The following is a 22,560-nucleotide window of genomic DNA, read 5'->3' as shown; positions in this document are numbered from 1 at the left end:
GCACGGTGCGTGCCCGCTCCCGCGCGCTATTGCGTATTCGGGTCGAGTCGCAGCTTGTCGTACTCGCGCTTGACGACGCGATAGCATTCGCACACTCGGTTTTCCAGGCCGGGGCGGTCCAGCACCTCGATATGCCCGTAGTTATAGCGGATCAGGCCCGCGTCCTGCAGCTTCAGCGCGGCCCCGGTGACGCCCGAGCGGCGCACGCCCAGCATGTTCGCGATGAGTTCCTGCGTCATGCGCAATTGGTTCGACGGCAGACGGTCGAGGCTCATCAGCAGCCAACGGCACAACTGCTGATCGATGGAGTGGTGACGGTTGCAGACGGCGGTCTGCGCCATCTGCGTAATCAGCGCGTGGGTGTAGCGCAGCAACATCTGTTGCAGCATGCCGCCACGCTGGAATGCCTGGCCGAAGAGGCGCGCGTCCATCCGATAGGCCCGCCCGGCGCTTTGCACGATCGCTCGGCTCGGCGTGGTATCCACGCCCATGAACAGCGACACGCCGATCATCCCTTCCTTCCCGGCGATCGCGATTTCTGCGGATGAACCGTCTTCCATCACGTACAGCAGCGACATGATCGCGGTGGTCGGGAAATACGCATAGGATTGCCTGCTGCCGGATTCGTGCAACAAGGTGCCGAGCGGCAGCTCGACGAGCGATAGATGTGGGGCGATGTCCTTCCGTTCGTCTTCCGACAGTGCAGCGAGCAGATAGTTGTCCGTGAGGCGAGGGGGAAGGGGCATGAACCGATCCTGGTGGGTGCTGGATTGACTGCCGAGGGCCCACGCGGTGCAGCACGCTCGACCGACACGCGATCATGCTCCGGGGGCCGGCCAGGGAGGCGGGAGGACGACATCAGTGTGCTCGGGCATGCGCCCGAACTCTGTACGGTGTGCGTGAATGGCGGCAGCGCGGCCGAGGTCGCGCCAGCGTGGCGTCAACGGGCCTGCTGCGCCAGCGGGCGGGCTATTTCGTAGGCGGCGCGGCCGGGGCCGCTGCCGGCTCCGCATCGGGTGCCGCATCCGGCATCAGCAGCGTAACGATCTCGCGGAATTGGGACGTGCAGCGCAGCGTGTCTTCGCGTGAGTTCATGTCGATGGCTTCGAGCAGGCCGACGAACGCGCCGAGGAAGGCATCGGAGAGCGGGGTGGGCCGTCCATGCTCGCGCAGATGCGCCGCGTAGGCAAAGACATCGCGGACAAAATCGAGCTGGGATGCGGAGAATTCGTCGTCGGTGATCGGGGCGGGAACGGCTGCAACGGTCTGCTGAGACAACGAGGCGGGCAAACGGAAGTACGATCGGGGATCGCTCATGCATGAATCTCGAGGTATGCACGAACGGTATGTGCGCGCGAAAGCGGCGTGGCGACCATAGGCGCATGTACTATATATGCCCCACGCATTTGACACGCCAATAGCACAATTTAATTGTGCTCAAATCAAGGCGCGAAGTCAAATGTATTTGACACCATTTTGATTATCGACTCATGCAATTCGATTGGGTTGGAACGTTCGATGAATTGAAGCGCAGGGGCCGATTCGCCAGCGATGCTCAGGTGGCGGAAAGTCTCGGGCTGACCCGCGCGCAGATTTCGGCCTGGCGTAACGGCAAGAGCGACCTCGGCGTGTTGACCAAGATCCGCATTCTGGATGCGCTTGGCCATGACACGTTGCGATCGTCGGTGCAAAGCCTGCTGCCCAGCCGCGATTACCACGAACAGGCACAACTGCAGCAACGCCTGGTCGAGCGGGTGCTGCGCTACGAGCAGGACGATCGTGCGCCGCACGACGCCGGCGAGCCGTCGATGCAACTCAATCACTTGCTGGCCGCGCTGCCCGGCGACGAGCGGCGCCGTATCGAGCCGCATCTGACGCCCGTCACGATGCCGCTCGGGCATGTCGTCTATGAATCGGGCGACCATCTCAGCCATATCTACCTGCCGACCACCGCGATCATCTCGATGCTCTACGTGATGGAGAACGGTGCGTCGGCCGAGATCGCGGTGGTGGGGCGCGACGGTCTGGTGGGGGTGGCGCTGTTCATGGGGGGCGAGACGATGCCGAATCGCGCGATCGTCCAGAGCGGAGGCGACGCGTTCAAACTCAGCGGGCAGGTCGTCAAGGATGAGTTCGCGCGCGGCGGTGCGGTGCAGCGCCTGTTCCTGCGCTACACGCAGGCGCTCATCACGCAGATGGCGCAAACGGCCGTCTGCAACCGGCATCATTCGATTTCGCAGCAGTTCTGCCGCTGGTTGCTGCTGAGTCTCGACCGGCTCGATTCAAGCGATGTGCAGATGACGCAGGAGCTGATCGCCGACATGCTCGGCGTGCGTCGCGCGAGCGTGACGGAGACCGCGAGAAAACTCCAGGAGGCGGGCCTGATCCGCTACTCGCGCGGCAAGATCGAAGTGCTCGATCGCGCCGCGCTGGAGCGTCATGTGTGCGAGTGCTATCAGGTGGTGCGCGAGGAAAGCGATCGGCTGCTGTCGCCACGGTGATCGCGGCGCTGATCGCCGTGCGGCAGCCCGGCATCGCCCGGCTCGCCGCCGCTCATCGCGGCCCGGGCGGATCGTCCGGCAGCGTCGGCTCCGCAGCGAGCCAGTACGGGCGGCGCTGATAATGCGCGTGCACCTGCCGCCCCCACTCGAGATCCACCATCGACGGCCACGCGTTCTTGTCGAACGCGGGCGCGTTTTTCACGCTTTCCGCGGTCATGGCGAGCCGAAAGCACTTCTCATGGGCGTCGAGCGTCAGCGCACTCCACGGAATGGCCCGCAGGGTGTCGCCGATACCGAGAAAGCCTCCGCTGGACAACACCGCGTAGGCGATCCGCCCACCACGCACGTCCAGCATGATCTCCGAGATCTTGCCGAGTTCCTCGTTGTCGCTCGACATGAGCTTGTCGCCACGCAGCGTGTCGGCCGCCATCACGTCCGGGCCGGGGCCTTCGCCGCTCTCGCCGCCGATGATCGCCGTGCCGTCCGGCGTTGAAGCAGAGGGTTGGGCCGGATCGATTATCGTCATGACGTTATCCTGAATAAATGATGGAAGATGCCGTACGGCGGAACTGTCGGGCCGGCCGCGGTATCGGCGCTCGAACGGCATGAACCCTTGATGCCCACAATGCGCGCATCGACTGGACGAATCGGTACGGCATCGTACGAAGTGGTGGCGGCCAATCGTGATCGTTTTCGCTTGCGGCGATCAAACCATGCATGCCGTTGTGAAGCGGCCAGCGAAATAATCGATTGGACGGAATCCCGGCCACGGCGAACAGGCCGGAAAATGTACCGAGACGGGGTGGCCCCCCGCGCTGATGCGGATGTTTTTACCAATGCGCCAATCCAAAGGTGCGATGGAAATCGGCGTGCAAAAATTCTCATGTCGAATCGATAAGTCAATTCCAGATGAGCGGCGATGTTTTTGGTAAGGATCATATGGTTTATATATGGTCGATGGATTTTCGCGATCTCGGATTAATCGTCAAATAAGTTTGACGTTCTGTTGTTTTGACTCACGCCATTCAATTGGCACGAGATCTTCGATAAAGGTAAACACCGAGGGCATGCTTGCGCCACGTTCAACTGGCGAAACGTCTCGTGCCGACTCCCATGTAGGCCACGAGACCGTGAGACCGCGCCTGGAGGCGGGTTCGGCCGCTATTCGCGCGAGGAATCGAGGTGGCCGACGCGAGCGCTCGTACCCGTTGCAATGAGCATTCGGCAACGATCGCATCGCGGCTTCGTGCCGATAGTCGGGAAATGAAAGGGGCGCAGCCCTACCGGTCATACCGTGCTTCGATGATCCGGAATTCACCCGGCGCCTGCCGGAAAATTCGTCACGACGGTAAATTCAACGCACGGATACGTGCCTGGGTTTGATCGGGCGGTCAAATGGCGAACCGTCCGTATCGTCGTGCGAGGAAAAATCAGCATTTACCGTACAGACCGGCCAGAGAAAAAAAAGCACATTGCGCGAACCGAATGCGGGGCAGTCTTCGCATTGAACGGGCGTTATTGCCTATACGCCATTCGTGAATTTTTCATGTAATGGCCGACAGGGCGGCGCCTTGGTTCGGCGTGTCGAGACATACCGATGCAAGTCGATGACGACGAGGCTTTGTTTTCATCGTCGCGGCCGTGATTGGCGCGGCGGCGATCGCAGGCTTGTGTGCACCGGCAGATGATGAACCGTATCAGCACCTTTAATTTTCTATCGACCATTTTCGACACGTCGCGATAGCGCGGAACGTTATCGACATGTGCTCGGCTTCGCCCGTCTTTACGCGAAGCCGTGCAATTACCTCTCCAAGGCGGTATGCAAAATCCTCGACGTGTCGATTCTCCGCTCGTGTCTCTCGCTTCGTCGTCTGCGGCGAGCCTGCCGACCGATGAGGCGTCAAGCGCGCCGGCCGTTCGTCGGTGTCTTTATTTGGCACGAGATCCGGATGCGGCGCTGGTGGCGTACCTCGCGGCACGACACTGGGACGTGTCGCTCGCGATCAGCTCGAAACCCGTGCGTCGTCGCGAGCGGCCCGGCGCCGTGCATGCCGGCATCGTCGATCTCGACGGCTTCGACACCCACGAAGCCGCCGCGCTCGAACCGATGCTGCGGAGCAAGCAGATCGGCTGGATCGCGCTGGTGGATCCGCTGCGGCTGGCCGAACCCGAAGTGCGCCAACTGATTCACCGCTATTGCTTCGATTACCTGACGCGGCCGTCGACCTACGCGGCGGTCGATCATGCCGTCAATCGTGCGTCGTGGATGGCGGACCTGCGTGAGCATGACTGCGCGCCCGATGGCGCCAACGTCGGGGGCCATGGCATGGTGGGCGCGAGCGAGGCGATGCAACGCCTGTTTCGCTCGATCGAGAAGGTCGCGAAGGCCGATGCGCCGGTGTTCATCTCGGGCGAATCGGGTACCGGCAAGGAATTGACGGCCCGTGCGATCCACGCCCAATCGGGGCGAAGCAAGGCGCCGTTCATCGCGATCAATTGCGGTGCGATACCGCCACATCTGTTGCAGTCCGAATTGTTCGGCTACGAACGCGGTGCATTCACGGGCGCGAACCACCCGAAGATCGGGCGGATCGAGGCTGCCGACGGCGGGACGCTGTTTCTCGACGAGATCGGCGACTTGCCGTTCGAAAGCGGCGCGAGCCTGTTGCGCTTCCTGTCCGATAAAAAAATCGAACGCCTGGGGGGGCACGCTTCGATTCCGGTCGATGTTCGCGTGATCACGGCCACGCATGTCGATCTCGACGCCGCGATCGATGACGGGCGCTTTCGAGCGGACCTGTTCTATCGTCTATGCGTGCTTCGGATCAACGAGCCGCCGTTGCGTGAGCGCGGGGGGGATATCGAATTGATCGCGTATCACATCCTGCAGAAGTTTCGCGGCGACGCCGAGCGCATGATTCTTGGCTTCACCGGCTGCGCGCACCAGGCCATGCACGCCTATTCCTGGCCCGGCAATGTCCGCGAGCTGATCAACCGAATCCGGCGCGCGATCGTCATGGCCGACAGCCGGTTGATCTCGGCCGCGGACCTGGGCCTCGACCAGTTCATCACACCGGTGCCGACCACGCTCGCGCAGGCTCGGGAGGGGGCGGAAAAAAGCACGATCGAAGCCGCGTTGTTGCGGCACCGGAACCAGCACATCAAGGCGGCGAGCGAACTCGGCATTTCACGCGCGACCTTGTATCGGCTGTTGAACTCGCACGGCCTGTGACATGTCCGGCGCGTGGGAGCCGGCCCGAGACGAGATGGCGGCCAACGCGGTGGCTCAAATACGGCTCTGGCTCACTCGCTGCATCAGTTCGGCGGCGCTTTCCTTGCGTTCGCTGTAGCGATCGACCAGGTACGGGCCGACATCGCGCGTCAGCAAGGTGAACTTCACCAGTTCTTCCATCACGTCCACGACACGATCGAAATAGGCCGATGGCTTCATGCGGCCGGCCTCGTCGAATTCCGCGAAGGCCTTCGCCACCGACGACTGGTTCGGGATGGTCAGCATCCGCATCCAGCGCCCGAGCACACGCATCTGATTGACCGCGTTGAACGACTGCGAGCCGCCGCTCACCTGCATGACCGCGAGCGTCTTGCCCTGCGTCGGGCGCACTGCGCCAACCGAAAGCGGAATCCAGTCGATCTGCGATTTCATGATGCCGGTCATCGCACCGTGGCGCTCGGGCGAGCACCAGACCATGCCTTCCGACCACAGCACCAGGTCGCGCAGTTCCGCCACCTTGGGGTGCGTGTCCGGCGCATCGTCGGGTAGCGGCAGGCCGCTCGGATTGAACGTGCGTACCTCGGCACCCATCGCCGTGAGCAGGCGCGCGGCCTCTTCGCTCAGCAGGCGGCTGAACGAGCGCTCGCGCAGCGAGCCGTAGAGCAGCAGGATGCGGGGGCGGATGCGAGGCAGCCTCCGCGACCTGCAAGCGCCGGATATCGGGCACGCGGAACGATGCCGCGTCGATTTGGGCAAGGGCGGTCATGAGTTCAGTTGCGGGGGCTGACACGGTTGCCCTCCGCATCGATGACGGCTTCGCCGTCTTCCTTCGTGAACGCGCCGCGCTGCGCGTCGGGCAGGATCTCGAGCACGACTTCGGACGGGCGGCACAGCCGCACGCCGATCGGCGTCACCACGAACGGACGATTGATCAGTATCGGATGCGCCATCATCGCGTCGTACAACTGATCATCGGTCAGTGCCGGATTGTCCAGGTGCAGTTCCGCATGGGGCGTGCCTTTCTCGCGCAACGCCTCGCGCACGCTCAGTCCCGACCGCGCGATCAGCTCGACGAGCGTCTCGCGCGACGGCGGGCTTGTCAGATAGTCGATGACGACGGGTTCGATGCCCGCGTTGCGGATCATCGCGAGGGTGTTGCGCGAGGTGCCGCAATCCGGGTTGTGATAGAGGGTGACTTCGTTCATGGCCTTGTTTTTCGTAACGTTCAGGCACGCTCGTACCAGTGCTTCGACCGGTTGACGACGTGTACCACGAGCAGCATGACCGGCACTTCGATCAGCACGCCGACCACCGTCGCGAGCGCCGCGCCGGAGTGGAAACCGAACAGGCCGATTGCGGTGGCGACGGCCAGCTCGAAGAAGTTCGATGCGCCGATCAGCGCGGACGGGCAGGCGATGCTGTGTTTCTCGCCAACCGCGCGATTGAGCCAGTACGCCAGCGCCGAGTTGAAGAACACCTGGATCAGGATCGGCACGGCCAGCAGCACGATCACCAGCGGCTGCTTCAGGATGGCTTCGCCCTGGAAGGCAAACAGCAGCACCAACGTGGCGAGCAGCGCCGTGATCGACCACGGGCCGATCTTCGCCATCGCCGCTTCGAACGCCGCGTGGCCGCGAGCCAGCAGCACCGCGCGGATGAATTGCGAGAGCATGACCGGAATGACGATGTAGAGCACCACCGACGAGAGCAGTGTCGCCCACGGCACGGTGATGGCCGAGATGCCGAGCAGCAGCCCGACGAGCGGTGCGAACGCGACCACCATGATGCTGTCGTTGAGCGCGACCTGCGAGAGCGTGAAGAGCGGGTCGCCGCCCGTGAGGCGGCTCCAGACGAATACCATCGCCGTGCAGGGCGCGGCCGCCAGCAGAATCAGGCCGGCCACGTAGCTGTCGAGCTGCACGGCGGGCAACATCGGTGCGAACAGGTGCTTGATGAAGAGCCATGCGAGGAACGCCATCGTGAACGGCTTGACCAGCCAGTTGACGACGAGCGTGACGCCGATCCCCTTGAGATGTTGCCGCACCTCATGCAGCGAGCCGAAATCGACCTTGATCAGCATCGGGACGATCATCACCCAGATCAGCACGCCGACCGGCAAGTTGATTCGGGCATATTCGATGCGCCCGATCGTCTGGAACACGCCGGGCAGCCACTGGCCGAGCAGGATGCCCGCGACGATGCACAGTGCGACCCAGACGCTCAGATATCGCTCGAAGAAACCGATCGCGAGCTTCGAGTCGTGGTTGCGCACGGCGGCGATGTGGGGTGGGTTCATGGCGGCCCGAACGGGCAGGGGTTCGATGTGGGTTGCTTCGTCAGCGTTCTCGTTCAGCATGGGCATGACGTTGCACCTGGGCCAAGGCAAGCCTGCCCCTGGCAACAGTTCTCGGTCAGGAAACCGAGGACCGCGTTCATCTGCGCGTAGGCGGCCCGGTAGATCAAGGTGCGGCCGTCGCGTTCCTGCGTGACCAGCCCGGCATGCATCAACTCCTTCAGGTGAAACGAGAGCGTGGCGTTGGGCACGTCGAGCTGGGCCGCCATGGTGCCCGGCGTCAGCCCTTCCGGCCCGACGACAACCAGCATGCGGAACACGCGCAGGCGCAATTCGTGGGCGAGCGCCGCTAGGGCGCTAATGATGTCTTTTTCTTCCATATTTCCAATATATTCGAAATATATGAGTGAGGCAAGAAGGTGCGGGCGGCGTTCACCCAAGCAGAAGCGGCACGATCCGCATGCACGGTCGCGGGCATGCTTCTTCACAATGGCGTGACCCTTACCGGCAAAGGCTCGGCTATACTGCCCGGCGATGAAATTGATCCGGACATTCCTCGTTCTGCTGCTTTGCGCGATGCTGCCCCTCTCCGGGCTGGCGGCCAGCGGCTTGGCCGGCCCGTGTCCGATGCAGGCTTCGATGACCGGCGCGGCCGATGTGTCCGATGCCGGCATGCAGGGCATGTCCGACTGCGAAGGCATGCCATCCTCGGCTGCCGGTCACGGCAAATCCGCCGGCACGCTTTGCAAGATGACGGCGCAATGCCAGGCCGGCAATCTCTACCATCCGGTTTCCTTGCCGATCCTTTCGCGTCCGGCAGGACGCGTCAGCGAACTGCGCTTCCACTACACGCAGGCTTGTCCCGCGCGCAGCCCCGACGGGTTGTGGCGGCCGCCACGCGCGCTCTGACTCCCACCATCCGGTACGCCGCGACCTCGCGGTGATGTCGCCCCCTTGCGGGGCGTGAGTCCGCTTGTCGTCCATTTGCCTTCACGGTGCGCATCGACCACCTGACGGCAGGTACGGGCTCGACCCAACGGAGTTCAACATGCAACCAGTCAAAGCCGCGCCGGCATACCGGCGCGGCGGGCTGCGGCTGCGCGCGCTCGTGCTCGCGCTGTCGCTTGCGCACGGCCCGACCGCTCACGCGCAGGCCACCCCCCTGACGTTCGACGCCGCGCTGGAAAGCGCGAGCGCGCGCAACTCGGCCATCTCGGCCGCCCAGTCTTCCGTCGATGCCAGCGCGCAGGCGGTCGTCGGCGCGGGCCAGCTACCCAATCCGAACCTGACGGCCGGCATCGACACCTTGCCGATCAACGGCGATCAGGCCTATACGATCGGCCAGAACATTCTGACGATGCGCCGTATCGGCATCGAGCAGGAATGGGTGTCGTCGCGCAAGCGGGCGCTCCAGTCGGATCTCGCCGCGAAGCGGGTCGAGCTCGCGCAGTCCGGCTATCTTGCCCAGCTCGCGACCGTGCGCGAGCGCACCGCCACGGCGTGGCTCGACGCCGCTTATGCGAAGCGGGCCGTCGCGCTGCGCGAGGCGCTTGTCGAGCACATGACGCACGAACTGGCCGCTACCGAAGCGTCGTATCGCGGCGTGAGAGCAACGGCCACCGACGTCGCCCAGGCGCGGCTGATGCAGGCCGGGACCCGCGACGATCTGCTCAAGGCGCGGCAGGTCTTCCAGACCGCGCTCATCGCGTTGTCGCGCTGGACGGCGATTCCCGTGACCGATGTCGCGGGCGAGCCGCCCGCTCCGCAGTCGGTCGTCGCGACGCTGTCCGCCGACCAGTTGCGCAGCGTCGACCCGGCGTTGATCACGGCGGCGGCCGACATTCGCATCGCCGACGCGGAGGTGGCCGTCTCCGAAAGCCGCCGCAGCCCCAACTGGACCTGGAACGTCTCGTATCTGCAGGGCGGCGGCAACTCGCACTTCGTCTCCGTCGGCGTGAGCATTCCGCTGCCGATCCACCGGTCGAGCGTCGAGGATCGCGATGTCGCGGGCAAGGCCGACCTCGCCACCCAGGCGCGCCTGAGCTTCGAGGACACCCGCCGTCAGGTCGAAGCCGATCTCCAGACCTTGTCGACCACGCTGGCCAGCGGCCGCGAGCGTGTCGCCGGCTTGCAGGCTGGCCTGCTGCCTGCCGCCGATGCCCGCGCCGATCTCGCCGTCGCCGCGTATCGCGCAGGAACCGGCTCGCTCGCCGACACGTTCGCCGCCCGGCGTGCGCAGCTCGATGCGCAGCTTCAGATCCTCGACCTGCAACGGGAGGTCGCGCTCACCTGGGCGCAGCTCGAATACCAGGTCGTCCCGCCCGCGCTCGCCGTCAACCCATGAGGCCCACCATGAACCCGAAACCCCTCGTTCTCGCCATGGCGGCGCTGGCAGCCGGCCTGGTGCTGGCTGGCGCCGGCTATGTGGCCGGGACGCGCCATGCGTCGTCCGTGCCCGCTGCCGGCGTCGATCGCCGTGATGCAAGCGCGACCCGCAAGGTGCTCTATTGGCACGATCCGATGGTGCCGAACCAGCATTTCGACAAGCCCGGCAAGTCGCCCTTCATGGACATGCAGCTTCAGCCCGTCTATGCGGACGAAGGCGGCGCTCACGGCATCAGGATCGCCCCGACGCTGCAGCAGAATCTCGGCATCCGCTATGCGACGGTGCAACGCGTGAGCGTGCCCGACGGCTTCGATGCCATCGGCACGACGCAGTTCGACGAATCGACCGCCGATGTCGTGCAGTCGCGCGTGACCGGTTATATCGATCGCCTCGCTGCGAACGCGCCGATGCAGCGCATCGAGAAGGGCGCGCCGGTCGCGTCGCTGTTCGTTCCCGACTGGCTGGCGCCGCAGGAGGAATATCTCGCGCTGCGGCGCTCCGGCATGGATGGCGGGCTGCTGGCGGCGGCGCGCGCGCGCATGAAGGCGCTCTCGATTCCCGATGCCCTGGTTGCCGCGCTCGATCGCACCGGCCGGGTCCAGACCCATCTCACGCTCACCGCGGCCGAAACCGGCGTCGTGAGCGAGCTCGACGTGCGCGAAGGCGCGATGGTCACGCCCGGACAGACCCTCGCCAAGATCACGGGGCTCGCAAAGCTCTGGCTCATCGTCGAGATTCCCGAATCGCTGGCGCTGCAGGCGCGGCCCGGCATGAGCGTCGATGCCGTTGCGGCCGCCGATGGCTCGCGGCATTTCACCGGCCGCATCCGCGAGATCCTGCCCGGCATCAGCACCGACAGCCGCACACTTCAGGCGCGTCTTGAGATCGACAATGCGCAGGGCAGGCTCACGCCGGGCATGCTGGTGCGCGTGCGGGTCAGTGCCGCTTCGGCTGCGCCGCAACTGGTGGTGCCATCGGAAGCCGTGATCACGACGGGCAAGCGTTCGCTCGTCATCGTGCGCAACGCCGATGGGCAGATGCGGCCCGTCGAAGTCACGCTCGGGCGCGAGGCGGGCGGCAATACGGTGATCGCCTCCGGTCTGGCCGAGGGCCAGCAGGTCGTCGCGTCCGGCCAGTTCCTGATCGATTCCGAGGCGAGCCTGAAATCGGTATTGCCGCGTCTCGGGGCGAGCGGCCCGGAGGTCGCGGCGAGTGCGGCGAGTGCCGCGCCAACCTACGAAACCACGGGAATCGTCGAGAAAATCGACGCGAGCGAGATCACGTTCTCGCATCAGTCAGTGCCCGCATTGCACTGGAGCGCGATGACCATGGCATTCGAGAAGCCGTCCGCCGATGCATTCGCCGAGGTTCGTGCGGGCGACACCGTGCGTTTCGCATTCCGGCAGACCGATAGCGGCTACCAGCTCACGAAGGTCGAACCGGTGGGAGGCCAGCCATGATCGCGCGCCTTATCCGCTGGTCGATCCACAATCGCTTTCTGGTGCTGCTCGCCACGGTGCTGCTCGCGGCATGGGGCGTGTATTCGGTCAGGCAGACGCCGCTCGACGCGCTGCCCGATCTTTCGGATACCCAAGTGATCGTCAAGGCCTCGTATCCGGGCAAGGCGCCGCAGGTGATCGAGGATCAGGTCACGTACCCGCTCACCACGACACTGCTCGGCGTGCCGGGCGCCACCGCGATCCGCGCGTACTCGTCGTTCGGCGACGCGTTCGTCTACGTGCTGTTCGACGACAGGACGGATCAGTACTGGGCGCGCTCGCGCGTGCTCGAGTATCTGAACCAGGTGCAAAGCCGTCTGCCGCCGGGCGCGACGGTGTCGCTCGGGCCCGATGCGACCGGCGTGGGCTGGATCTACGAATATGCGCTGGTCGACCGCACCGGGCAGCACGATCTCGGGCAATTGCGCGCGCTCAACGACTGGTTCCTGAAGTTCGAACTGAAGGCCTTGCCCGACGTGTCCGAGGTCGCGAGCATCGGCGGCATGGTGCGCCAATATCAGGTGGTGCTGGACCCGGACCGGCTGCGAGCGTTCGGCATCACGCCGGATGCCGTCTCGCAGGCCATCAGGAATGCGAACCAGGAGTCGGGCGGCTCGGTGGTGGAACTGGCCGAGTCGGAATACATGGTGCGCGCGTCCGGCTACCTGAAAACGCTCGACGATTTTCGTCACATCGTGCTGCGCACGAATGCGGCGGGAACGCCGGTCCTGCTCGGCGATGTCGCGCGCATCCAGATCGGCCCGCAGATGCGTCGCGGCATTGCCGAACTGAACGGCCAGGGGGAGGTCGCGGGTGGGGTGGTCGTGATGCGCTCGGGCAAGAATGCGCTGACGACGATCGAGGCGGTCAAGGCGAAGCTCGCGGATCTGAAGCGCTCGCTGCCGCCGGGCGTCGAGATCGTCACGACCTACGATCGCTCGAAACTGATCGAACGCGCCGTCGGCAATCTTCAGGACAAGCTGATCGAGGAGTTCATCGTCGTCGGGATCGTCTGCGCGGTGTTTCTGTTTCATCTGCGCAGCGCGCTCGTCGCGATCCTGTCGTTGCCGCTCGGCGTGCTGGCGGCCTTCATCGTGATGCGCTACCAGGGCGTGAACGCGAACCTGATGTCGCTCGGCGGCATCGCGATCGCGATCGGCGCGATGATCGACGCGGCGATCGTGATGATCGAGAACGCGCACAAGCATCTCGAAGCGTTCGAGCATGCCCGCCCCGGCACGCCGATCACCGCGTCGCAGCGCTGGGAACTGATCGCCGAGTCCGCCGCCGAGGTAGGGCCCGCGCTGTTCTTCTCGTTGCTGATCATCACGCTGTCGTTCATTCCGGTGTTCTCGCTCGAAGGGCAGGAGGGCAAGCTGTTTGCGCCGCTTGCGTTCACCAAGACCTACACGATTGCGGCGGCGGCGGGGTTGTCGGTCACGCTGGTGCCGGTCCTGATGGGCTATCTGATCCGCGGGCGCATTCCGCCGGAAGCGTCCAATCCGGTCAACCGCCTGCTCGTGCGTGCCTACCGCCCGCTGCTGGACGCGACGTTGCGGCGGCCGTGGCGCGTGATCGGCCTGGCGGCCGTCGCGCTGGCGCTCACCGCGATTCCGTTGTCGCGGCTCGGCGAGGAATTCATGCCGACCCTCGACGAAGGCGACCTGCTGTACATGCCGACGGCGCTTCCCGGGATCTCGGTGGACAAGGCGGCCGAGCTGTTGCAGCAGACCGACCGGCTGATCAAGACCGTCCCGGAGGTGGCGACGGTATTCGGCAAGTCGGGGCGCGCCGACAGTGCCACCGACCCCGCGCCGCTCGAGATGTTCGAGACCACGATCCAGTTCAAGCCGCGCAGCCAGTGGCGCGCCGGCATGACGCCGGAAAAGCTGATCGACGAGCTCGATGCGCGCGTGAAGGTGCCCGGCCTCTCGAACGTCTGGGTGCTGCCGATCCGCAACCGCCTCGACATGCTGTCGACCGGCATCAAGACGCCGGTGGGCGTGAAGATCACCGGCCCCGACCTCGACGGCATCGACCGCATCGCCACGCAGGTGGAGGCCGCGGTCAAGGGCGTGCCCGGCGTCACGTCGGCGCTGGCCGAGCGGCTGAACGGCGGACACTACATCGACGTGGACATCGACCGGCTCGCCGCCGCGCGCTATGGGCTGTCGGTCGCCGAGATCCAGTCGGTGGTGTCGTCGGCGGTGGGTGGCGACGAGGTGGGCGAAGTCATCGCGGGCCGCGAGCGATTCCCGATCAACGTGCGTTATCCGCGCGAGATTCGCGATTCGGTGGAGGCCATCCGCCAGTTGCCGATCGTCACCGAGCGCGGCGCGCAGATCGTTCTGGGGGATATCGCGCGCGTGCGCATCGACGACGGGCCGCCGATGATACGCAGCGAGAATGCGCGCCTCGCGGGCTATGTGTATGTCGATATCCGCAACGTGGCGCTGGCGTCCGCCGTCGCCGCGATGCAACGCGCGGTCGCGCGCAACGTGATGCTGCCGCCCGGCTATTCAATCGCGTGGTCCGGACAGTTCGAGTATCTCGAACGCGCTTCCGCGAAGCTGCGCATGGTGGTGCCGGTAACGCTCGCGGTGATTTTCGTGCTGCTGTTCCTCACCTTCGATTCCGTCGCCGACGCGGCGCTGCTGATGTCGACCGTGCCATTCGCGCTGGTCGGCGGATTCTGGTTGATCTGGGCGCTCGGGCATACGGTGTCCGTGGCGACCTCGGTGGGGTTCGTCGCGCTCGCCGGCGTGGCCGCCGAATTCGGCGTGATCATGCTGCTGTATCTCAAGCGCGCGCTCGATCACCGCTTGACCGGGGGGGCGCGGCTTGACGAGGCCACGCTCCTGGCGTCGATCCGTGAGGGCGCGGTGCTGCGCGTGCGACCCAAGGCGATGACCGTCGCCGTCGTGCTGGCCGGGCTCCTGCCCATCATGTTCGGTCATGGCGCCGGGTCGGAAGTCATGCAGCGCATCGCCGCGCCGATGATCGGCGGCATGGTCACCGCGCCCTTGCTGTCCATGTTCGTGATCCCCGCCGCGTGGTACCTGCTGCAGCGTCGACGCCTGCGCAGGCACGGCGCCGTGCGCCCGCCCGGTTCATTTCACGCAGTTCCTTCCGGCACGAACGTGCCTTCCATCACCACTGGAGAATCGCAATGAAACGTTTCCTCGTTCTCACGCTGCTTGCCTGCACCACCGGTGCCTATGCCGCATCGGCTCTCGCCGGCGACGACATGGCCGGCATGCCCATGCCGACGAAGCCGCCGTCATCGGCCAAGGCATCGGACACGGCATTGAGCGACGCCGAGGTGGTCAAGGTCGATAGTGCGACGGGCATGGTCACGCTCAGGCATGGAGAACTTGCCAACCTCGGCATGCCCGCGATGACGATGGCCTACAAGGCGAGCGGCGCCGCGATGGTGCGGAACGCTTATTCGGGGGAGAGGGTCAAGGTGCGCATCGAGAACGTGAAGGGCGCACCCGTCATCGTGAAGATGGTGAAGGCTTCGTCCTGACGAAGCGGGCGCCGTGTATCTCCGCGTATCCGGAACGCGGCGTTCAGCCTGGCTCCGGTGCGCGATGAGCGTGCCGACGGAGCATCAATGCCGCGAGTCGATATCCGCCAGGCTCGCGAGCGCGGAGCCGCCGTCAATGCGGGCGGCGCTTTCAACGGCGAAGGTTTTCTCACTGAAAGCGATCAGCTTGAATCCGCTTCCCGCGGCTCGCGGGACGGTGATGCCCCAGTGCCAGGCGCCATCTTGCTCGAAGACGTGCAGAGCGGGGGGCGACAGGCTGGGTTGAGGCGAATACGTCGTCATGGCGTGCTCTCCCGTTAGCGGCGCCCGTGAAGCAATGTCGCGGTAGACGCCAGCTCAGTCTACGAGCATTTTTGTTGCGTCGCAACATTCCAGGTGCTCTAAACCGGCTTCACGCAGTGATCCGAAGCCGGAAACGAAAAAGGGGTTACACGCTTGTGGCGTGTAACCCCTTCGTATTTCGTGGTCGGAGCGATAGGATTCGAACCTACGACCCTCTGATCCCAAATCAGATGCGCTACCAGGCTGCGCTACGCTCCGACAAGCCAAAGATTGTGCCTCATTGCGCCACTCGGGTCAATCCCTTGTACAGATGTCATTGAAGGCGCGTTAGCATGGAGGTCCGATCGACTCGCCGAGGTTCATCAGGATGCATCTGATTCTATGGCGTCATGCCGAAGCGGAGGACTACGCCGCCAGCGATCTCGCCCGCCAATTGACCGTGCGGGGCCGTCGCGATGCGAATGCGGTCGCGAAGTGGCTGAGGCCGCGGCTCGAAAGCAGCGCCGTGATCCTCGCGAGCCCGGCGGTGCGCACCGTGCAGACGATCGAGACGCTCACGGATCAATACCGCACGGTGCGCGAACTGGCACCGGGCGGCAGCGTGGCCGACGTGCTGACGGCGGCCGGCTGGCCGGAGGGCATCGCGCCCACGGTGGTGGTGGTTGGCCATCAACCGACGCTCGGCGCGGTGGCGGCGAAGCTGCTGTCGGGTATCGACGACAGCTGGTCGCTGAAAAAAGGCGGGCTGATCTGGCTGCAAAGCCGCTCGATCGAGCGGGCCGGTCAAGCCGTCCTGAAGGCCGCAATTTCACCGGAATTGACCTGAATCCGGCCCAATTCCGCGTCTAGATACCTTTCTTCCGACTTTCTGCTAAAGTCATTTGGACGACATGTCACCCAACTGACACCGATTTGCCATCCAAGCGTCACGGCCGGTTACTACATTGGCGACCATGTCGTTCCAATCCTTACGACCAGGAAAGCCTGATGCGAGATCTGCCGACGCCCACGCTCCCATTTGCTTCGCTGCCGCTTGATCAGTCGCGTCGCCGTTTGCCGCGCGCGGCCGAAACGGTCACGTCTGAATTCCGCTTGCGCGCCGCTTGGGCGCGTACCGAAGACGAACTGCGCGAAGCCCAGCGCCTGCGTTACCACGTGTTCGCCGAAGAGATGGGCGCCTCGGTCAGCGGCCCCGCTGGCCTCGATGTCGATCCTTTCGACGCCTACTGCGATCACCTGCTGGTCCGCGACCTCGACACGCTCAAGGTCGTCGGTACCTACCGGGTCCTCCCGCCGCATCAGGCCGCCCGTATCGGCCGCCTGTACGCGGAAGGTGAGTTCGACCTGTCCCGCCTCGCGCATCTGCGCTCGAAAATGGTCGAAGTCGGCCGCTCGTGCGTGCATCGCGATTACCGCAGCGGCGCCGTGATCATGGCGCTTTGGGGCGGTCTGGGCACCTACATGATGCAAAACGGCTACGAAACCATGCTCGGCTGCGCGAGCGTGTCGATGGCCGACGGCGGCCACTACGCGGCCAACCTCTACGCGTCGCTCAGCGACTCGCTCACGGCGCCGGAATACCACGCCTTCCCGCACACGGCGCTGCCGGTGGACGAGCTGAAGACGGGCACGAAGGTGCTGCCGCCGCCGCTGATCAAGGGTTATCTGCGTCTGGGCGCGAAGATCTGCGGCGCACCGGCCTGGGATCCCGATTTCAACTGCGCCGATTTCCTGACGCTGTTCCGTCTCTCGGACATCAACGCCCGCTACGCCCGCCACTTCCTGGCCGAGCCGATCGCACGCTGATCCTCCGGCACGCGCCAAGTCGAATACCGAAACGGCACGACGATCCGATCGTCGTGCCGTTTTTGTTGCCGACGCCACGAGCGGGCAGCGAGCGCGCCGTGCGCGAATCACGCATCTGGCAACCCGGCGCACGAGGCTGGACGCGCCGGTTTCCGCTAGACTGCTGCGTCGCGTGCGCGGTGCGTCGTGCGCCGCGCGGTGTTTCGAATTCGAGGTGAGGATGTTCCGTTTCGTTATGGCCGCGCTCGTCGCGGTAATGTTGAGCGCCTGCGTGGATCAATCGGCGTCGAGCGACGGCTCGCGCCATCACGGCAAGCCGCCGGAAGATCCGGCCGACTACCACGGCGTGCCGACCGACATGACGCCGCCGACGATGCTCGATGCGCCGGCGTCGTCGGGCACGCCGGCCGCACCGGCCGCCGCGTCGCAGTAAGGCCGCCGTTCGGCCTCAGCCCGCCGCGCTGCCGATCCGGCGCGCGAGCGCGGGCATTCGCAGCGACAGCGTGACGCCGCGCGCAAGCATGAAGATCGACAGCGCGAGCCACAGGCCGTGATTGCCGAGCGGCCCGGCCAGCGCAAAGCTGGCCGCGAGGAACACGGCCAGCGAGATGGCCATCGCGATCATCAGCGTGCGTGTCTGCGTCGCGCCGATGAACACGCCGTCGAGCAGAAATCCCCACACCGACACCAGCGGCAGCACGGCCGCCCACGGCAGGAAGCGTGCCGCCATCTCGCGCACGGCCGGCTGATCGGTCAGTTGCGCGACGATCCAGTTGCCGCTCAGTGCATACACGAGCGTGAACACCGCCGAGCATCCCACCGCCCATTGCAGCGTCACGCGCACGGCCGCGCGGAACGTGTCGCGATCGCGCGCGCCGGCGGCCGCGCCGACCAGCGCCTCGGCCGCATGGGCAAAGCCGTCGAGCGCGTAGGACGTGAAGGTCAGGAAATTGAGCAGCAGCGCGTTGGCCGCGAGTGTGGCGTCGCCTTGCTGCGCGCCCCGATGCGCGAACCAGCCGAACGCCGACAGCAGGCACAGCGTGCGCACGAAGATGTCGCGATTGAGCACGAGGAGGCGCTTGAGCGCGGTGCGCTCGAAGAACGCCGCCCGGGTCGGCAAGCCGAACCCGAGGCCGTGCCCGCTCCCGCGACGCACCAGCAACACGATCGCGCCCAGCACGAAGCCGGCCAGATCGGCCGTCGCGGTGGCCGCGCCGATGCCGGCCACGCCGCCGTCGAAGCGATACACGTACGCCACCACGGCGACGATGTTCACGACATTGATGAACGCTTGCAGCACGAGCGCCAGCCGCACGCGTTGCACGCCGAGCAGATAGCCGAGGATCGCGTAGTTCGCGAGCGCGAACGGCGCGGCCCAGATGCGAGCCTGCGCATAGGCCTGGGCGTTGGCACGCACCGCGTCGCTGCCGCCGAGCAGATGCAGGGCGATCGCGATCAGCGGGCCGTTCAGCGCCAGCACGAGCAGACCCAGCACGGCGGCCAGCGCCAGCGCGCGCCACACGGCGAGCCGGATGCCGGCCTGATCGCCCGCGCCGAACGCCTGCGCGACGAGGCCGGTGGTGCCCATCCGCAGGAAGCCGAAACCCCAGTACACGAAGCTGAAGAACAGGCTGCCGAGCGCGACGCCGCCCAGCACCTGCGGGCCGTCGAGGTGGCCGGCCACGGCCGTGTCGACCGCGCCGAGGATCGGCTGCGTCAGGTTGGCCAGCACGATCGGAATCGCGAGGCCTAGCACGCTGCGATGGTCGACCGGCGTGCGGCCAGGTGCGGCGGTGGTCGAAGAAGCGGGAGAAGCAGGGGACGCGGACATCGGCAGGCCCTCAGGTGCGTTCCTGCACGCAGATCCACGGCGATACGACCACGGCCCACAGCTCGGGCGTGCGCGTGGCGTAATCCTGGGCGAGTTCGGCGGGCATCCGTGCCACATGGCCAGCCGACAGCCAGCGCGTGACCTGTTCGGTATCGTCGGAGGCGACCGCTTCGGCCACGCTGACGAGATCGAGGTCGCGCGCCACCGACAGCAGCTTGCCCTGTGCGAAGAAGCGTTCGAGATCGCACCAGTCGATCTTGGCGGTTTCGCCGAGCAGTTGGCGGTAGAGCGGGCTGAGCGTGTCGCCGGCGGACGGAGGGGTCGATGCGGTCATGGTCATGAACGGGGGCGCCCGGCCGGGGTGACGGCCGGGTGCGGATTGCAAGGCGGGGTGAGCCGCGATTCTAGCCGATCCGCCGGCGCGCCCGTTCTGCCTGTGGCAACGCGGTCATGCCCATGTCCGCCGCCGTGCGGCCGTGCAGTGGCCTGCTCACAGGCCGCGCAGCGCGCGCCGGATGATCTTCCCGGTGGCCGTCAGCGGCAGCCCGTCGACGAACGTGATCGCGCGCGGGTATTCATGCGCGGCCAGGCGCGTGCGCACGTGCTGCTGCAATTCGCGCACCAGCGCCTCGTCGGCTGTCACGCCGGGTTGCACGACCACGAACGCCTTCACGATCTCGGTGCGGGTCGGATCGGGCACGCCGATCACGGCCGCCATCCGCACGGCCGGGTGGCGCAGCAGGCAATCCTCGATCGGCCCCGGGCCGATCCGGTAGCCGGCGCTCGTGATCACGTCGTCGTCGCGGCCGACGAAGCGGATGAAGCCGTCCGCGTCGGCGACGCCGCGGTCGCCGGTCAGTAGATACTCGCCCGCGAACTTCTCGCGCGTCGCGTCGGGGTTGCGCCAATAGCCGAGGAACATCACCGGGTCGGGCGCCCGGATGCCGATCGTGCCCTCGGTGCCGGGTGACACCGGCTGGCCGGCCGCATCGACGATCTCGACGCGATGCCCGGGCGCGGCCTTGCCGATCGCCCCGGGGCGCGGCGCGAACAGTGCGCTGCACGAGGCCAGCACGACGTTGCACTCGGTCTGCCCGTAGAACTCGTTGAGGGTCACGCCGAACACCTCGCGGCCCCAATCGAGCAGCTCGGTGCCGAGCGATTCGCCGCCGCTCGCGACCGATTCGATCATGAGCGCGTGCCGCTCCCGTGGCCGCGGCACGCCGCGCATCAGTTTCAGCGCGGTGGGCGGCAGGAACGCATGGGTCACGCCGTGGCGGGCGAGCAGGGCGAACGCGGCCTCGCCGTCGAACTTCTCGAAGCGACGCGCCACCACCGTCACGCCGTGATGCCAGGCCGGCAACAGCACGTCGAGCAGGCCGCCGATCCAGGCCCAGTCGGCCGGCGTCCAGAACACGCGGGCGCCGCGCGGAAAGCCGTTCTGCGACATCTCCACGCCGGGCAGATGGCCGAGCAGCACCCGATGCGCGTGCAGGGCGCCCTTCGGCTTGCCGGTCGTGCCCGAGGTGCAGATGATCACGGCCGGATCGTCGGCCGAGGTATCGACGGGCAGGTAGGCGTCCGATTCGCCGGCGAGCGCGGCGTCGAACGACAGCGTGCCGTCGGGCTCGCCGTCGGTGCAGTAGACGGTGTGCAGGGCCGGCAGCGCGGCGCGCAGCGGCGCGATCTTGGCCACGCCCGCGCAATCGGTGACGAGTGCCGCGGCGCCGCTGTCGGCCAGCCGGAATTCGAGCGCGTCGGCGCCGAACAGCGCGAACAGCGGCACCGCGATCAGGCCGGCCTTGTAGGCGGCCTGATGCGCGATCGCGGTTTGCGCGCCTTGCGCGATGAAGATGCCGACGCGATCGCCCCGCACCAGGCCGGCACGCGCGAAGTGATGGGCGAGGCGATTGGAGGCCGCCTTCAGTGCGTCGAACGTATAGTGCGTGACGGTGCCGTCCTCGCGCTCGTCGATCAGCGCGAGCCGGCCGCTGCCGTCGGCCCAGCGGTCGCACACGTCGACACCGATGTTGTAGCGCTCGGGAATGCGCCACGCGAACGCGGCAAGCAATGAAGGGTAATCGTCGGCTTCAGGCAGCATTGGCGCTCCGGGCGACATCGCAACAGACGGATTGCCGAGATTACACCGTATCGTCACGGCCTTCGCGCGATAGTCGCACTTCACGAGGGATGATGTGCGCCACGGCGGCCATGCCGGTTCCCGCGTACTATCGCTCGTTCAACGAATCGAAATGAAACATGGTCTGGCTTTGGATTGCCACGGGGTTCAGCGTGCTCGGCATCAGCGCCGTCGTGTTGTTTGCGACGCGCGTTGATCCGTTGTCCGGCCGCGTCAGCGGCCGGTATCGCAAGCGCTGAGCGGTCCCGTTCGTCAGCAGGGCGGCCTGGCGGCCGCTGCCGGAATGCGCGCCGCGCGATGCGGCGCGTGCGTCAGCGCGCGGGCAGGTAGCGCGCCGGGTCGATCGACCGGCCGCCGTAACGCAGCTCGAAATGGAGCGCGACGCGGTCGTTGTCGCTGTCGCCCATCTCCGAGATCTTCTGGCCCTGCGTGACCGCCTGGCCCTCCTTCACGAGCAGCACGCGGTTGTGCGCGTAGGCGGTCAGGAAATCCGCGTCGTGCTTGATGATCACGAGGTTGCCGTAGCCGCGCAGCCCGTTGCCCGCATACACCACCGTGCCTGCCGCTGCCGCCACCACCGGCGTGCCGGCCGTGTTCGCGATGTCGATCCCCTTCGAATTGCCGCCATCGAACGAGTGCACCACCGTGCCGGCCGCCGGCCAGATCAGCGAGATCGAGACGTTGGGGCGCGGCGGCGCGACGGCGGCTGCGGGCGGGGGCGCCGAGCTGCCGCCACCGCCACCGGTGGTGCGCACCGGCGCGCTGCTCGATGCCGTGCCGCCTGGCGGCGCGACGCGCAGCACCTGGCCGACTTCGATCGCATTGGGATTCGAGATGGAATTCCAGCGCACGAGGTTCGAGACCGGCTGGCGGTTCGAGCGGGCGATCTTCGACAGCGTGTCGCCACGTTCGACGCGATAGAAGCCGGGGCCGACCGGTGCGGAACCGCACGCGGCCAGGACAACGGCGAGTGAAGCAAGGACGAACCCTCGGGCGGCTTTGACCAACATGAAACCTCGCAAGACGGCGCGGCGCGGGGC

Annotated in this window: 21 protein-coding genes, 1 tRNA gene and 1 pseudogene; 10 read left to right on the top strand and 13 right to left on the bottom strand. The window is 66.1% G+C overall.

The window, feature by feature from the left end; genetic code table 11:
* Nucleotides 1–26: 26 nt before the first annotated feature.
* Entirely contained in the window at nt 27–746 is a 720-nt protein-coding gene (locus tag AB4851_RS28970; RefSeq protein ID WP_414449834.1) for a Crp/Fnr family transcriptional regulator, read from the bottom strand.
* 223 nt (nt 747–969) lie between these two features.
* Nucleotides 970–1,317: a hypothetical protein gene (locus AB4851_RS28965; RefSeq protein WP_414449833.1), complete on the bottom strand. Its 348-nt coding sequence runs from the start codon at nt 1,315–1,317 to the stop codon at nt 970–972.
* A gap of 173 nt (nt 1,318–1,490) precedes the next feature.
* Here AB4851_RS28965 and AB4851_RS28960 point away from each other — a divergent pair, with 173 nt between their 5' ends.
* A complete protein-coding gene (locus tag AB4851_RS28960; protein ID WP_414449832.1) occupies nt 1,491–2,501 on the top strand; it encodes a helix-turn-helix domain-containing protein in 1,011 nt (336 codons plus the stop codon).
* Nucleotides 2,502–2,553: 52 nt separating this feature from the next.
* On the opposite strand, the gene AB4851_RS28955 is transcribed toward AB4851_RS28960, so the two are convergent.
* Complete coding sequence (locus AB4851_RS28955) at nt 2,554–3,027, bottom strand: PRC-barrel domain-containing protein (protein ID WP_414449831.1); 474 nt, start codon at nt 3,025–3,027, stop codon at nt 2,554–2,556.
* Nucleotides 3,028–4,320: 1,293 nt separating this feature from the next.
* Here AB4851_RS28955 and AB4851_RS28950 point away from each other — a divergent pair.
* Complete coding sequence (locus AB4851_RS28950; protein ID WP_414449830.1) at nt 4,321–5,733, top strand: sigma 54-interacting transcriptional regulator; 1,413 nt, start codon at nt 4,321–4,323, stop codon at nt 5,731–5,733.
* Nucleotides 5,734–5,787: 54 nt separating this feature from the next.
* Here AB4851_RS28950 and arsH read toward each other — a convergent pair.
* The 4 genes and pseudogenes from arsH to AB4851_RS28930 all read right to left on the bottom strand — a co-directional run bounded on the left by arsH (nt 5,788) and on the right by AB4851_RS28930 (nt 8,406).
* Nucleotides 5,788–6,538, bottom strand: a pseudogene (gene arsH / locus AB4851_RS28945) (arsenical resistance protein ArsH).
* Nucleotides 6,504–6,938, bottom strand: coding sequence for an arsenate reductase (glutaredoxin) (arsC, locus tag AB4851_RS28940; RefSeq protein WP_414449829.1), 435 nt, complete (start codon nt 6,936–6,938; stop codon nt 6,504–6,506). Before arsC ends, arsH begins: the two are co-directional and overlap by 35 nt.
* A 20-nt stretch (nt 6,939–6,958) precedes the next feature.
* Nucleotides 6,959–8,029: an ACR3 family arsenite efflux transporter gene (arsB, locus tag AB4851_RS28935; RefSeq protein ID WP_414449828.1), complete on the bottom strand. Its 1,071-nt coding sequence runs from the start codon at nt 8,027–8,029 to the stop codon at nt 6,959–6,961.
* Between the two features lie 53 nt (nt 8,030–8,082).
* A complete protein-coding gene (locus AB4851_RS28930; protein WP_414449827.1) occupies nt 8,083–8,406 on the bottom strand; it encodes an ArsR/SmtB family transcription factor in 324 nt (107 codons plus the stop codon).
* Between the two features lie 154 nt (nt 8,407–8,560).
* Here AB4851_RS28930 and AB4851_RS28925 point away from each other — a divergent pair, with 154 nt between their 5' ends.
* The 5 genes from AB4851_RS28925 to AB4851_RS28905 all read left to right on the top strand — a co-directional run bounded on the left by AB4851_RS28925 (nt 8,561) and on the right by AB4851_RS28905 (nt 15,440).
* Nucleotides 8,561–8,935 carry a hypothetical protein gene (locus tag AB4851_RS28925; RefSeq protein WP_414449826.1) on the top strand — a complete coding sequence of 125 codons (375 nt, stop codon included), beginning with the start codon at nt 8,561–8,563 and terminating at the stop codon, nt 8,933–8,935.
* A gap of 139 nt (nt 8,936–9,074) precedes the next feature.
* Nucleotides 9,075–10,370 carry a TolC family protein gene (locus AB4851_RS28920; RefSeq protein ID WP_414449825.1) on the top strand — a complete coding sequence of 432 codons (1,296 nt, stop codon included), beginning with the start codon at nt 9,075–9,077 and terminating at the stop codon, nt 10,368–10,370.
* 8 nt (nt 10,371–10,378) lie between these two features.
* Nucleotides 10,379–11,872, top strand: coding sequence for an efflux RND transporter periplasmic adaptor subunit (locus tag AB4851_RS28915; protein WP_414449824.1), 1,494 nt, complete (start codon nt 10,379–10,381; stop codon nt 11,870–11,872).
* Nucleotides 11,869–15,084, top strand: a complete 3,216-nt coding sequence (locus tag AB4851_RS28910; RefSeq protein ID WP_414449823.1) for an efflux RND transporter permease subunit — start codon at nt 11,869–11,871, stop codon at nt 15,082–15,084. The genes AB4851_RS28915 and AB4851_RS28910 overlap by 4 nt, the downstream gene beginning before the upstream one ends.
* Nucleotides 15,081–15,440: a copper-binding protein gene (locus AB4851_RS28905; RefSeq protein ID WP_414449822.1), complete on the top strand. Its 360-nt coding sequence runs from the start codon at nt 15,081–15,083 to the stop codon at nt 15,438–15,440. The genes AB4851_RS28910 and AB4851_RS28905 overlap by 4 nt, the downstream gene beginning before the upstream one ends.
* 84 nt (nt 15,441–15,524) lie before the next feature.
* Here AB4851_RS28905 and AB4851_RS28900 read toward each other — a convergent pair whose 3' ends face one another.
* The gene (locus tag AB4851_RS28900) at nt 15,525–15,743 is read right to left on the bottom strand and encodes a hypothetical protein (RefSeq protein WP_414444618.1); all 219 of its coding nucleotides are present in this window, start codon (nt 15,741–15,743) and stop codon (nt 15,525–15,527) included.
* Between the two features lie 181 nt (nt 15,744–15,924).
* Nucleotides 15,925–16,001, bottom strand: a tRNA-Pro gene (locus tag AB4851_RS28895).
* A gap of 109 nt (nt 16,002–16,110) precedes the next feature.
* Between AB4851_RS28895 and AB4851_RS28890 the strand changes: the two genes are divergently transcribed.
* The 3 genes from AB4851_RS28890 (at nt 16,111) to AB4851_RS28880 (ending at nt 17,982) form a co-directional block, all read left to right on the top strand.
* Complete coding sequence (locus tag AB4851_RS28890; protein ID WP_414449821.1) at nt 16,111–16,569, top strand: SixA phosphatase family protein; 459 nt, start codon at nt 16,111–16,113, stop codon at nt 16,567–16,569.
* Between the two features lie 161 nt (nt 16,570–16,730).
* On the top strand, nt 16,731–17,549 hold the full coding sequence (locus AB4851_RS28885; RefSeq protein ID WP_414444631.1) for a GNAT family N-acetyltransferase: 819 nt from the start codon (nt 16,731–16,733) through the stop codon (nt 17,547–17,549).
* A 220-nt stretch (nt 17,550–17,769) separates the two neighbouring features.
* Nucleotides 17,770–17,982 carry a hypothetical protein gene (locus tag AB4851_RS28880; RefSeq protein ID WP_414449820.1) on the top strand — a complete coding sequence of 71 codons (213 nt, stop codon included), beginning with the start codon at nt 17,770–17,772 and terminating at the stop codon, nt 17,980–17,982.
* A 15-nt stretch (nt 17,983–17,997) separates the two neighbouring features.
* On the opposite strand, the gene AB4851_RS28875 is transcribed toward AB4851_RS28880, so the two are convergent.
* From AB4851_RS28875 to AB4851_RS28860, 4 genes are all read right to left on the bottom strand, one after another.
* A complete protein-coding gene (locus AB4851_RS28875; protein ID WP_414449819.1) occupies nt 17,998–19,380 on the bottom strand; it encodes an MATE family efflux transporter in 1,383 nt (460 codons plus the stop codon).
* A 10-nt stretch (nt 19,381–19,390) separates the two neighbouring features.
* Nucleotides 19,391–19,714 carry a DUF2288 domain-containing protein gene (locus AB4851_RS28870; RefSeq protein ID WP_414449818.1) on the bottom strand — a complete coding sequence of 108 codons (324 nt, stop codon included), beginning with the start codon at nt 19,712–19,714 and terminating at the stop codon, nt 19,391–19,393.
* Between the two features lie 156 nt (nt 19,715–19,870).
* The gene (locus AB4851_RS28865) at nt 19,871–21,481 is read right to left on the bottom strand and encodes an acyl-CoA synthetase (RefSeq protein ID WP_414449817.1); all 1,611 of its coding nucleotides are present in this window, start codon (nt 21,479–21,481) and stop codon (nt 19,871–19,873) included.
* Between the two features lie 350 nt (nt 21,482–21,831).
* Entirely contained in the window at nt 21,832–22,530 is a 699-nt protein-coding gene (locus tag AB4851_RS28860; RefSeq protein ID WP_414444636.1) for a peptidoglycan DD-metalloendopeptidase family protein, read from the bottom strand.
* Nucleotides 22,531–22,560: the final 30 nt, after the last annotated feature.

The organism is Burkholderia sp. 22PA0099, assembly GCF_047497165.1.
Taxonomy (GTDB): domain Bacteria; phylum Pseudomonadota; class Gammaproteobacteria; order Burkholderiales; family Burkholderiaceae; genus Burkholderia.
Note: the sequence above shows the minus strand (reverse complement) of the source record. Positions and strands in the feature narration are given on the sequence as shown.

What these genes read in the sequence shown, in the direction of transcription:
- AB4851_RS28970 (WP_414449834.1), bottom strand. Translation starts at nt 746, where the DNA reads ATGCCCCTTCCCCCTCGCCTCACGGACAACTATCTGCTCGCTGCACTG.
- AB4851_RS28965 (WP_414449833.1), bottom strand. Translation starts at nt 1,317, where the DNA reads ATGAGCGATCCCCGATCGTACTTCCGTTTGCCCGCCTCGTTGTCTCAG.
- AB4851_RS28960 (WP_414449832.1), top strand. Translation starts at nt 1,491, where the DNA reads ATGCAATTCGATTGGGTTGGAACGTTCGATGAATTGAAGCGCAGGGGC.
- AB4851_RS28955 (WP_414449831.1), bottom strand. Translation starts at nt 3,027, where the DNA reads ATGACGATAATCGATCCGGCCCAACCCTCTGCTTCAACGCCGGACGGC.
- AB4851_RS28950 (WP_414449830.1), top strand. Translation starts at nt 4,321, where the DNA reads ATGCAAAATCCTCGACGTGTCGATTCTCCGCTCGTGTCTCTCGCTTCG.
- arsC (WP_414449829.1), bottom strand. Translation starts at nt 6,938, where the DNA reads ATGAACGAAGTCACCCTCTATCACAACCCGGATTGCGGCACCTCGCGC.
- arsB (WP_414449828.1), bottom strand. Translation starts at nt 8,029, where the DNA reads ATGAACCCACCCCACATCGCCGCCGTGCGCAACCACGACTCGAAGCTC.
- AB4851_RS28930 (WP_414449827.1), bottom strand. Translation starts at nt 8,406, where the DNA reads ATGGAAGAAAAAGACATCATTAGCGCCCTAGCGGCGCTCGCCCACGAA.
- AB4851_RS28925 (WP_414449826.1), top strand. Translation starts at nt 8,561, where the DNA reads ATGAAATTGATCCGGACATTCCTCGTTCTGCTGCTTTGCGCGATGCTG.
- AB4851_RS28920 (WP_414449825.1), top strand. Translation starts at nt 9,075, where the DNA reads ATGCAACCAGTCAAAGCCGCGCCGGCATACCGGCGCGGCGGGCTGCGG.
- AB4851_RS28915 (WP_414449824.1), top strand. Translation starts at nt 10,379, where the DNA reads ATGAACCCGAAACCCCTCGTTCTCGCCATGGCGGCGCTGGCAGCCGGC.
- AB4851_RS28910 (WP_414449823.1), top strand. Translation starts at nt 11,869, where the DNA reads ATGATCGCGCGCCTTATCCGCTGGTCGATCCACAATCGCTTTCTGGTG.
- AB4851_RS28905 (WP_414449822.1), top strand. Translation starts at nt 15,081, where the DNA reads ATGAAACGTTTCCTCGTTCTCACGCTGCTTGCCTGCACCACCGGTGCC.
- AB4851_RS28900 (WP_414444618.1), bottom strand. Translation starts at nt 15,743, where the DNA reads ATGACGACGTATTCGCCTCAACCCAGCCTGTCGCCCCCCGCTCTGCAC.
- AB4851_RS28890 (WP_414449821.1), top strand. Translation starts at nt 16,111, where the DNA reads ATGCATCTGATTCTATGGCGTCATGCCGAAGCGGAGGACTACGCCGCC.
- AB4851_RS28885 (WP_414444631.1), top strand. Translation starts at nt 16,731, where the DNA reads ATGCGAGATCTGCCGACGCCCACGCTCCCATTTGCTTCGCTGCCGCTT.
- AB4851_RS28880 (WP_414449820.1), top strand. Translation starts at nt 17,770, where the DNA reads ATGTTCCGTTTCGTTATGGCCGCGCTCGTCGCGGTAATGTTGAGCGCC.
- AB4851_RS28875 (WP_414449819.1), bottom strand. Translation starts at nt 19,380, where the DNA reads ATGTCCGCGTCCCCTGCTTCTCCCGCTTCTTCGACCACCGCCGCACCT.
- AB4851_RS28870 (WP_414449818.1), bottom strand. Translation starts at nt 19,714, where the DNA reads ATGACCGCATCGACCCCTCCGTCCGCCGGCGACACGCTCAGCCCGCTC.
- AB4851_RS28865 (WP_414449817.1), bottom strand. Translation starts at nt 21,481, where the DNA reads ATGCTGCCTGAAGCCGACGATTACCCTTCATTGCTTGCCGCGTTCGCG.
- AB4851_RS28860 (WP_414444636.1), bottom strand. Translation starts at nt 22,530, where the DNA reads ATGTTGGTCAAAGCCGCCCGAGGGTTCGTCCTTGCTTCACTCGCCGTT.